Raw genomic sequence first — 10350 nt, forward strand, 5'->3', positions numbered from 1 at the left:
TGCGCCAATCCTTTTTATTTGGGCGCACCCGGGCCGCGTCCTTGTCCGGGGGTCCATGCCGAATCCCTAGCGTGCCCAGTGACCGATCGGCCCAGCCTTCGTTCCCCCGTACGGGGGAGGCAATCTGATCTGAACCGAGGTGTACGCGATGGTGGCCCCGCCGGACAACGACGTGCTGTGGACACGCGCCCTGCACGTCGAACTCAACGGCACTCCCGCACTCACCGGCGTCTCGCTCGGTGTCCGCGAGCGCGAGATCCTCGCCGTCGGCGGCCCGCGCGGCAGCGGCAAGACCACGCTCCTGCGGTGCCTGTCCGGGCAACTCCTGCCGCAGCAGGGCGAGGTGTGGTTCAACTCCACGCCCGTGCACACGATGGGCCCGCTCGTCCGCGAACGGCTGCGCCGCGACCGGTTCGCCTGGATCGACCCCGAACCCCACCTCGTACCGGAGCTGACCGCCTGGGAGAACGCCGCGCTCGCCCTGCTCCTGCGCGGCACCTCGCACCGGGCCGCGAAGCGCGCCGCCCAGGAGTGGCTGGAGCGCCTCGACATCGGCGGCTGCGCGCGCCGCCGCCCGCACGCGCTCACCCGGTCCGAGCGCCAGCGCGTCGCCGTCGCCCGCGCGCTCGCCGCCACCCCGTCCGTCCTGTTCGCGGACGAGCCCACCGCGCCCCTGCACCGCGCCGACCGCGCCCACGTCCTGCGCACCCTGACAACGGCCGCCCGCTCGCACGGCATCACCGTCGTCCTGGCCACCCACGACGCCGACGTAGCCACCCTCGCCGACCGCACGGTGTCCCTCCTGGACGGCCGCCGCGTGAACACGCTCCACTTGCCGGACGAGACACTGCACGCCAGTGCGGCGACGGGCGGCTCCGACGCCACCGCAGTGACGGGTGACTCCCACGAACCCGGCCGGTCCGGTGATGCCGACGGCTCCGGTGCGGAAGGTCGGGCCGCGTGCTCGCTCTCCGTCTAGCCCGCGGCGCCCACCCGCTCGTCCTGCTGCGGCGCCTCCTGGTCGCCGCCGCGTCGGCCGGGACCGGGTTCCTGCTGCTGTGCGCGCTCGGGTACGCGATGGGCCACCCGGCGTCCACCGGCTCCGTGCTCCGTCTCGCCTGGTGCGCCGTGCCGCTCGCCGCCACCGTGTACTTCGCGGTCGCCGTGGCCCGTACCGACCCCGGCACCCGGCCGCGCCCCGGCCTCGCGGCGATCGGGCTCGGCCCCGGCAGGCTCATGGTCATCTCCGCCATGACCACGGCCGTGGCCTGCACGCTCGGCTCCATGGTGGCGCTGCTGTTCTTCCTGCACCTGCGCGGCGACCTGACGGGACTGCCGTTCGACGGGGACGCGGCCGAACTCCTCGCCGCCGACCGGCCGCTGCCGCTCGCCGCCGCGCTCACGCTGCTCGCGCTCGTCCCGCTCACCGCGTCCGTAGCGAGCGCCCTCGCCCTGCGCCCGCGCCGCGCCAAGCCCGGCGAGCGACCCGAGGCCCACGACCCGGACGCCCCGACGGCAGCCCCCGGCGGGCTCCCCTGGGGCATCGCGCTGCTCGCCGCCGGGCTCGCCGTCGAGACGTACGCGAGCCAGGCCGACGCCGTCGGACCCCGGCTGCCCGGCGGCATCGCGGGCAGCCCCGCCGGCGTCCTGGTCGGCTGGGCGCTCACGGCCGCAGGACTGGCCGTCACGGGCCCCGGCCTCACTCATCTGTGCGGGCGCGTGCTGCAGGCCGTGCGGCCCGGAGCGGTGCGGCTGCTCGCCGGGCGCGTCCTGATGCGGGAGGCCCGGCGGATCGGGGAACCGCTCGGCGTGGTCTGCGCGGTGGCGTCGGGCGCGTACGCGGCAACCACCCTGCACGCGGCGTCCGGCCACACGGACATCGGCCCCCTCACCACCCTCGGCGCCCTGCTCGTCGGGGGCTGCACGGTCCTCACCCTCGCCACCGCCACCGCCGAGGCCCACCGCACCCGCACCGACACGGCAGCGGCCCTGCGCCGCCTGGGCGCACCCGCAACCCTCCTCCGCGGCGCGGCGACCCTACGAGCAGCCACCCTGGCAGCGGTCTTCGGCCCCCTGACGTGGACGGTGGCACAGCTCTCGGCAATGCCACTGAGCTGATGTCCAGCCCGCCACGGCGAAGCTTCCAGCCCGCCCGGCGCTTGAGGGCGAGGCGCGCAGCGCCGATAAGGGCGGGGTCCCAGGGGCGGCAACCCCTGGTTTCGGGAAAGGGGCGGGCCTGGGGCGCCCCGCGAGGCCCCACCCACCCGCACCGAAAAAACTTCCCCACCCACCGATGACTTCCGCACCACCCCCCTGTCTACCCCTCCGTAAGACGCACGCACCCACCAGGACCCACCGAGCGGGAGACACCCCATGTACCAGCAGATGATCTTCGTGAACCTGCCCGTCAACGACGTGGAGGCCTCGAAGAAGTACTTCACCCAGCTCGGCTACGCCATCAACCCGCAGTTCTCCACGGACGACTGCGCCTGCGTAGTGATCAGCGACACGATCATCGCGATGATGCTCGGCAAGAAGCACTACCAGCAGTTCACGACCAAGGAGATCGCCGACCCGACGAAGACCAGCGAGGTGCTGCTGTGTCTGAGCGCGGAGAGCCGTGAGAAGGTCGACGAGCTGGTCGACAAGGCGGTGGCCGCGGGCGGCACCGCAGGCCGCGTCCAGGACTACGGCTTCATGTACGGCCGGGCGTTCGACGACCTGGACGGCCACACGTGGGAGGTCATGTGGATGGACCCGGCGCAGGTCGAGGGCTGAGCCCCGCCGACCGCGAGATCGAGACGCTCACCGAGTTCGACGAGGTCCTGGGCGTACGCGGCACACTCGCCGGCTGCCGCGTCCAGGCCGTCGACCTGACGGACCGCACCAAGGCGCTGCTCACCGCGGACACGACGGACGCCGTGTTCCTGGGCTGCCCGATGGCGGAGGAGGCGGCGGCCCGCGTACGGGCGTCCGGCGCGCTGGTCTTCCCACCCGTGCCGGGCCTCCCCTTCGACCCGTACCGCGCGCTGCTCTACACCCCGGGCGACCTGTACGCGGGCCTGGCCGACGGCGGGTACGAGGCGACGCCGGACGCCCGCGCGTACGCGTGGTTCCAGCGGACCAAGGCCGACGGCGACGTCTTCGCCTCGATGCTGCGCGCCGTGCACGACGACTCCCTCTCGGACGCGCTCGACGAACTCCTCCTCGGCGCGCGGGTGGTGGGCGTCATGGGCGGCCACGCCATGGGCCGCGGCACGCCGGAGTACGCGGGCACGGCACGGCTCGGCCGCACGCTCACGCGGGCCGGTTTCACGGTGGCGACGGGCGGCGGCCCCGGCGCGATGGAGGCGGCGAACCTCGGCGCGTACGCCGCCGCGCACGACGACGCCATGCTGGAGCCGGCCCTCGAACTCCTCGCCGAGGTCCCCTCGTTCACGCCGTCGGTCACCGACTGGGCGCGGGCCGCGTTCGCGGTCAGGGAGCGGTGGCCGTCCGGCGGCGCGTCGGTGGGCATCCCCACGTGGTTCTACGGCCACGAGCCGCCGAACGCGTTCGCCTCGCACCTCGCGAAGTACTTCGCCAACGCGACCCGGGAGGACGGCCTGCTCGCCCGCTCGAACGCGGGCGTCGTCTTCCTGCCGGGCGCCGCGGGCACGGTCCAGGAGATCTTCGACAACGCGACGCCCAACTACTACGAGTCCCGCGGCAAACCGACCCCGATGATCCTGGTCGACCGCACCCACTGGACCACCCGCCTCCCGGCATGGCCCCTCCTGCAGTCCTTGGCAGCGGGCCGCGCGATGGCGACCCGGGTGGCACTGGTGGACAAGGTGGACGCAGCAGCGGAAGCACTCAGGGACCTCTCGCGCTAGAGGCCACACCAACCGCCCCCGGCCCCCACCGCCCGCCGCCCCCGGCTGCCAGCAGCCACCCCGCAAGACCACACAGCCGAAAGCCACCACCACCCGCCGCCGCCACCTGCTGCTTCCGGCTGTGGGCAGTCGTCCCGCAGGGCGGGACGGGTGGGCACAGCCCCACGCGCCGGGCGCCCCTGCTGCAACCCCCGCCCACCCAAGCCAGGCAGCCCCAGCCGACGTCACCCGAACGACGCCCGTTCCAACCAGAACTCCAGCAACCCCCGGTCCCCCACCACCTCCACCCGTCCGGAGGACAACGGCCGCCGCCGGTAAAAGGCGAGCAACACCTCCGTAAGAGGCCCCCGCAGGACAACATCCGCCTCCGGATCCCGCCCCCGCCGCCAGGCGACCCCCTCAGGACCGAGCGTGACCACCCACTCGGCCCCCAGCCCGGCCCCCGCATCCGTGGCACACAGCTGCAGCACCCGCCCGTCCCCCGTGAGCCCCGCCGCCTTGTCCGCCTTCACGACGTGCTGGACGTAGTCCACGATCTCCAGCCACTCGTCGAGCGCATCCGCGCCGACATCCGGCGCAAGCTCATACGCGGCGCCCACCGCGATCGCCGCGTCCGCACGATGGATCGCCACCTCGTGCGTCATCCGCCGCGCCCAGAACCCGGCGGTGGCCTCCCCCGCCCAGGTCCACACGGGCGTGTCGGCCTCGGCACCCCGCAGGGTCGCGTCGAACATCTCCGCCGTCTCGGCCAGCCACGCGTCGAGCGCGGCCACGCCGCCTTCCTCGGGCCCGGCGAAGCCCGGCACCTGCGAGTCTGGGATGTTCTCCTTCGCCCGGGTCCGCACGTGCAGCTCCACCCACCGCACCGCCCCGCCCACATGCCGCACCAATTGGTCGAGGGTCCAGTCGGGGCACGTGGGCACGGTCACCGAGAGGTCGGCCCCGTCGAGTGTCGCCCGCAAACTCTCCAGCTGGGCGGCGACTTGGGCGCGGTAGCGCTCGTACGAGAGAGTCGTCATACCCGAGCCATACCCCGCCCGAGCACGACGATCTCCCCCGCCTCGAACCGCACCCCCACCGTCGCCCCCTGCGCGGGCGCCTCCCGCAGCTCGCACGCCGCCTCGAGGACCGGCCCGCCGCCGACCGGCTCGAGCCGCACGGCGACATGCGTGCCCCGGAACGTACGCCCCGTCACCACGCACGCGAGCCCCGCGTCCGCCGCCACGACCCGCACCCCCGCAGGCCGCACCAGAATCCGGCAGCGCCCCTCCGCCGTCCCGGCCGGCACGGGGACCTTGCCCCACGGGGTGTCCGCGGCCCCGCCCAGTACCGTCGCGTCGACGACGTTGTCGAAGCCGAGGAAGCGCGCCACGAACTCGTCGGCGGGCTCGCGCCACACCTCAAGGGGCGTGCCGGACTGGGCGATCCGGCCGTCGCGCATCACCACGACCCGGTCGGCGAGGGCGAACGCCTCGCCCTGGTCGTGCGTCACCGCGAGCACGGTCGTGCCCAACTCGTGGAAGAGCTCGCGCAGTTCGGCCACCAGGCGCTCCCGCAGCGAGCGGTCGAGCTGGCCGAGCGGCTCGTCGAGCATCAGCAGGCGCGGCCGCGGTGCGAGGGCCCGCGCGAGCGCGACGCGCTGCTGCTCGCCGCCCGACAGGGAGGCGACGGCCCGCTTCTGGGCGCCCGGCAGGCCCACCAGGTCCAGCAACTCCGCGACGCGCAGGGCCTGTTCGGCGCGCGGCACGCCGTGCATCCGCAGGCCGAAGCCGACGTTGCCCGCCACGTCCCGCTGCGGGAACAGCTGGTGGTCCTGGAACATCAGGCCCACGCCCCGCTTGTGCGCGGGCACGCCCTCCTGGTCGCGTCCGCCGAGCACGACCCGCCCGCCGTCGAGGGGCTGAAGGCCCGCGACGGCCCGCAGCAGCGTGGACTTGCCGCTGCCGCTCGGCCCGAGCACGCACACGACCTCGTGCTCGGCGACGTCGAGGTCGACGGCATCCAGGGCGGTGTGCACGGCCCGCGCGCCGAAGCGCACCGTGGCGTCCTCGATCCGCAGCAGTGCGTCGGCCCGCTCCCCCACCGGAGCGGCGGACTCGGCGCCGGCCATCAGAACTCTCCCGTCGTACGGTCCGTACGCAGCCGTTCGAGCAGCAACAGCGCCACCGCGCACACCACCATCAGAATCGTCGACAGGGCCATCGCCTGCCCGTAGTTGAGGTCGCCAGGACGCCCGAACAGCGTGGCCACCGCGACCGGAAGCGTCGGGTTGTCGGGCCGTGCGATGAACACGGTCGCGCCGAACTCGCCGAGCGACACCGCGAACGCGAACCCGGCCGCGATGAGGAGCGCACGCCGCACCATCGGCAGGTCGACCTCCCGCCACGCCCGCAGCGGCGACGCCCCGAGCACCGCCGCCGCCTCGCGCAGGCGCCCGTCCACCGCGCGCAGCACGGGCAGCATGGTGCGTACGACGAAGGGCACGCCGACCAGGGCCTGGGCGAGCGGCACCAGGAACCACGACGCCCGCAGATCGAGCGGCGGCTTGTCCAGGGTGATCAGGAAGCCGAAGCCGACCGTCACCGCCGAAACCCCGAGCGGCAGCATGAGCAGCGCGTCGAAGCCGCGCACGAGCCGCCCCGCGCGCCGGGTCAGCGCGGCGGCCGCGAGCCCGCCGACGACGACCGCGATGACCGTGGCCACGGCCGCGTACTGGAGCGAGTTCCCGATCGCCTCGACCGGCGGGACCAGGAACGCCCCGCCCTCCGTGGACGTCAGCTGCTCGTAGTAGGCGAAGCCGTAGCCCTCCGGTCCGTCGAAGGACCGCTGCACCAGGACGCCGAGCGGCAGCACGATCAGCGCGGCCACGGTCAGGAGCACGAAGCCGAGCAGCCCCCACTGCCCGGCCCCGCGCGGCCTGCGCGCGGTCGTCGCCGCGTCGACGAGCCGCAGCGTGCTCTCGCGCCGCCGCACCGTCCACGCGTGCACGGCAAGGACCGCGCCGACCGCCGCGAACTGCACGAGGGTGAGGACGGCGGCCGTCGACAGGTCGAACAGATTGGCCGTCTGCCGGTAGATCTCCACTTCGAGCGTCGCGTACGTGGGGCCGCCGAGGATCTGTACGACGCCGAACGACGTGAACGTGAACAGGAAGACCATCAGGGCGGCCGCCGCGACGGCGGGCGCGAGCGCGGGCAGCGTCACCGTCCGCCAGGCGCGCAGCCGGGACGCGCCGAGCACCCGGGCGGCCTCCTCCTGACGCGGGTCGAGCTGCGCCCAGAGGCCGCCGACGGTGCGGACGACCACGGCGTAGTTGAAGAAGACGTGCGCGAGCAGGATCGCCCACACCGAGGTGTCCAGGCGTACGCCCCACAGCTCGTCGAAGAGCCCGCCGCGCCCGATCACAGCGAGGAAGGCGGTGCCCACGACGACGGTCGGAAGCACGAACGGCACGGTGACGACTGCCCGGAGCACCTGCTTGCCCCTGAATTCGAAGCGCGCGAAGACATACGCGCCGGGGAGCGCCACCAGGAGCGTGAGCGCCGTCGACGCGAGCGCCTGCCAGGTGGTGAACCACAGCACGTGCCGGACGTCGGACTGCCCGAGCACGTCGGCGATCCGCCCGAACTGCCAGGCGCCGTCGACCTTCAGACCGCGCGCGACGATCGCGGCGACCGGATAGGCGAAGAACGCGGCGAAGAACGCCACGGGCAGGGCCATGAGGCCGAGCCGCGCGGCACCGCCCCGCACCGCGCTGCGCCGGGAGAGCCCCCGACCCTTACGGGCCGGGGTCCCGGTCACTTCAGAACGAGCGAGGTCCACGACTTGACCCACGGCTCGCGGTTGTCGGCGATCTTCTTCGGGGCCATGGTCTCGGGCTTCTCGACCTCGACGCCGTACTCCCGGAAGAGCCCCGGCACCTGCGCGGCCTCACGGACGGGGTTCACGAACATCTGCAGCGGCATGTCGTCCTGGAACCGCTTGCCGCTCAGGAAGTCGAGCAGCGCCTTGCCGCCCTTGGCGTTCTTGGCGTTGCTGAGCAGGCCCGCGTACTCGATCTGCCGGAAGCAGGTGCCGGTCGCGACGCCGGTCGGCGCCTCCTTGGGCCGCGGCTTGGCGTACAGGACCTCGACGGGCGGCGAGGAGGCGTACGACACGACGAGCGGCCGGTCCCCCTTGGCCTTCCTGCCGCCGGCCGAACCGGAGAACTCCTGGTTGTACGCCTGGTCCCAGCCGTCGACGACCTTGACGCCGTTGTCCTTGAGCTTCTTCCAGTAGCCCTGCCAGCCGTCGTCGCCGTACCGGGCGGCGGTGCCCAGCAGGAAGCCGAGTCCGGGCGAGGACGTCGAGGCGTTCTCGGTGACCAGGAGGTTCTTGTACGCGGGCTTGACCAGGTCGTCGAAGGTCTTCGGCGGCGCGAGCTTCTTGTCGGCGAAGTACTTCTTGTCGTAGTTCACGCAGATGTCGCCGGAGTCGACGGGCGTCACGCGCTTCTCGCCCTTGGGGAGCCGGTACTCCGGCAGGACCAGGCCCGCGTCCTTGGCCACGTGCGGCTGGAAGAGGCCGTTGTCCAGGGCGCGGGAGAGCAGGGTGTTGTCGACGCCGAAGAAGACGTCGCCCTGCGGGTTGCCCTTGGTGAGGATCGCCTTGTTGACGGCCTGCCCGGCGTCGCCGTCCTTGAGGATGTGCACCTTGTAGCCGGACTGCTTCTCGAAGTCCTTCAGGACGTCCTTGGAGACGTTGAAGGAGCTGTGGCTGACCAAGGTGACGTCCTTGGAGCCCTTCGCGGAGCCGCCGTCGGAGTCGCTGCCGGAGCCGCACGCGGAGACGGCGACCAGCCCGAGGCCCACCGCGAGCGCGGTGAGCGTGGCCTTCTTGGTGGTGCTCACGTGAGTTCATTCCTCCTGGAGTGACCAGGAGAAGACGCGGCCCTGCCCGCGGACCGGGCGGTTCGCGGGCAGGGCGCAACAGCTTGAGTGGTGACCGAACTTCCTACCCGGAATGACCCGGGCGAGGTTCAGAGGGTCTGCGGTCGATACCGCACTCTCAGCGCTGTGGCGCTCCCCTGTCGGAATATGCAGATGTCAGTACGCCGCCAAGACTACCTCTCGGCGGCGGCGAGCTGGCCGCACGCCCCGTCGATCTCCTGGCCACGGGTGTCACGGATGGTGACCGGCACCCCGTGGGCGGCGATGGCCTCGACGAAGGCCTTCTCGTCCTCGGGGCGCGAGGCCGTCCACTTCGAGCCGGGCGTCGGGTTCAGCGGGATCAGGTTGACGTGCACCGGCTTGCCCTTGAGCAGCCGGCCGAGCCGGTCGCCGCGCCACGCGTGGTCGTTGATGTCCCGGATCAGCGCGTACTCGATGGAGAGCCGGCGGCCCGACTTGGCCGCGTACTCCCAGCCCGCGTCGAGGACCTCGCGGACCTTCCAGCGCGTGTTCACCGGCACCAGGGTGTCGCGCAGCTCGTCGTCCGGCGCGTGCAGTGAGATCGCGAGGCGGCACTTGAAGCCCTCGTCGGCGAACCGGTGGATGGCGGGCACCAGGCCGACCGTCGAGACGGTGATGCCGCGCTGCGAGAGCCCCAGGCCGTCCGGCTCCGGGTCGGTCAGCCTGCGGATGGCGCCGACCACGCGGTTGTAGTTGGCAAGCGGCTCGCCCATGCCCATGAAGACGATGTTGGACAGGCGGGCGGGGCCGCCGGGGATCTCGCCGTCCCGGAGCGCCCGCATGCCGTCCACGATCTGGTGCACGATCTCGGCCGTGGACAGGTTCCGGTCGAGGCCGGCCTGGCCCGTCGCACAGAACGGGCAGTTCATGCCGCACCCGGCCTGGGAGCTGATGCACATGGTGACCCGGTCCGGGTAGCGCATGAGCACGGACTCCACGAGCGTGCCGTCGAAGAGCCGCCACAGGGTCTTGCGGGTGGTGTCGTCGTCACAGCTGATGTGCCGCACGACGGACATCAGCTCGGGGAGCAGCGCCTCCTGCAGCTTGCCGCGCGCACCGGCCGGGATGTCCGTCCACTGCGCGGGGTCGTGGGCGTACCGCGCGAAGTAGTGCTGCGAGAGCTGCTTCGCGCGGAACGGCTTCTCGCCGATGGCGGCGACGGCCTCCTTGCGCTCGGCGGGCGAGAGGTCGGCGAGGTGCCGCGGCGGCTTCTTGGCACCGCGCGGCGCGACAAAGGTCAGTTCTCCGGGCTTGGGCATGATGCATCCATTGTCCCAGAGATACGAAGAAGGACCCGCCGCCTGTGGACAACGGGCCCTTCTCCCACGAAACCGCAGGTCAAACGGGTTCGATCACCCGGAACCGACGAACACCACCAACAGCAGCCACACCACCGGCGCCGTAGGCAGCAACGAGTCGAGCCGGTCCATGCTGTATCGATATGCGGCTCCGCCGCGCGGCGCCGTGACCGGGCAGCAGCGTGCCCATGTCCTTGATGCCGAGGTCTCGCTTGATCATGGACTCGC

The 10350-nt window shown here is 72.6% G+C and carries 9 protein-coding genes, 1 pseudogene and 1 riboswitch; of the genes and pseudogenes, 4 read left to right on the forward strand and 6 right to left on the reverse strand.

The annotated features are described in order from the left end of the window. Positions 1 to 148 precede the first annotated feature (148 nt). The 4 genes from ACFWZ5_RS27210 (at position 149) to ACFWZ5_RS27225 (ending at position 3875) form a co-directional block, all read left to right on the forward strand. On the forward strand, positions 149 to 979 hold the full coding sequence (locus ACFWZ5_RS27210) for an ABC transporter ATP-binding protein (RefSeq protein WP_384804729.1): 831 nt from the start codon (positions 149 to 151) through the stop codon (positions 977 to 979). Then, positions 961 to 2118 (forward strand): hypothetical protein, encoded by a 1158-nt coding sequence (locus tag ACFWZ5_RS27215; RefSeq protein WP_384804727.1) that lies wholly within the window; start codon positions 961 to 963, stop codon positions 2116 to 2118. The genes ACFWZ5_RS27210 and ACFWZ5_RS27215 overlap by 19 nt, the downstream gene beginning before the upstream one ends. 255 nt (positions 2119 to 2373) lie before the next feature. Then, a complete protein-coding gene (locus ACFWZ5_RS27220; RefSeq protein WP_384804725.1) occupies positions 2374 to 2778 on the forward strand; it encodes a VOC family protein in 405 nt (134 codons plus the stop codon). Then, the gene (locus tag ACFWZ5_RS27225; RefSeq protein ID WP_384804723.1) at positions 2748 to 3875 is read left to right on the forward strand and encodes an LOG family protein; all 1128 of its coding nucleotides are present in this window, start codon (positions 2748 to 2750) and stop codon (positions 3873 to 3875) included. The genes ACFWZ5_RS27220 and ACFWZ5_RS27225 overlap by 31 nt, the downstream gene beginning before the upstream one ends. A gap of 224 nt (positions 3876 to 4099) precedes the next feature. Here ACFWZ5_RS27225 and ACFWZ5_RS27230 read toward each other — a convergent pair whose 3' ends face one another. From ACFWZ5_RS27230 to ACFWZ5_RS27255, 6 genes and pseudogenes are all read right to left on the reverse strand, one after another. After that, positions 4100 to 4894, reverse strand: a complete 795-nt coding sequence (locus ACFWZ5_RS27230; protein WP_384804721.1) for a maleylpyruvate isomerase N-terminal domain-containing protein — start codon at positions 4892 to 4894, stop codon at positions 4100 to 4102. Next, complete coding sequence (locus ACFWZ5_RS27235) at positions 4891 to 5985, reverse strand: ABC transporter ATP-binding protein (protein WP_384804719.1); 1095 nt, start codon at positions 5983 to 5985, stop codon at positions 4891 to 4893. The genes ACFWZ5_RS27230 and ACFWZ5_RS27235 overlap by 4 nt, the downstream gene beginning before the upstream one ends. Continuing rightward, positions 5985 to 7697 (reverse strand): ABC transporter permease, encoded by a 1713-nt coding sequence (locus ACFWZ5_RS27240; protein ID WP_384804731.1) that lies wholly within the window; start codon positions 7695 to 7697, stop codon positions 5985 to 5987. The genes ACFWZ5_RS27235 and ACFWZ5_RS27240 overlap by 1 nt, the downstream gene beginning before the upstream one ends. Continuing rightward, positions 7673 to 8764 (reverse strand): thiamine ABC transporter substrate binding subunit, encoded by a 1092-nt coding sequence (locus ACFWZ5_RS27245; protein ID WP_384804717.1) that lies wholly within the window; start codon positions 8762 to 8764, stop codon positions 7673 to 7675. Before ACFWZ5_RS27245 ends, ACFWZ5_RS27240 begins: the two co-directional genes overlap by 25 nt. 82 nt (positions 8765 to 8846) lie before the next feature. Beyond that, positions 8847 to 8952, reverse strand: a riboswitch (TPP riboswitch). A 24-nt stretch (positions 8953 to 8976) separates the two neighbouring features. Then, positions 8977 to 10083, reverse strand: coding sequence for a 23S rRNA (adenine(2503)-C(2))-methyltransferase RlmN (gene rlmN, locus ACFWZ5_RS27250; RefSeq protein WP_384806977.1), 1107 nt, complete (start codon positions 10081 to 10083; stop codon positions 8977 to 8979). A gap of 93 nt (positions 10084 to 10176) precedes the next feature. Beyond that, a pseudogene (locus tag ACFWZ5_RS27255) lies at positions 10177 to 10350 on the reverse strand (phosphatidate cytidylyltransferase); the annotation flags it as partial.

Origin of the sequence: Streptomyces sp. NPDC059003 (genome assembly GCF_042740445.1) — a bacterium.
In the GTDB taxonomy this organism is placed as follows: Bacteria; Actinomycetota; Actinomycetes; order Streptomycetales; family Streptomycetaceae; genus Streptomyces.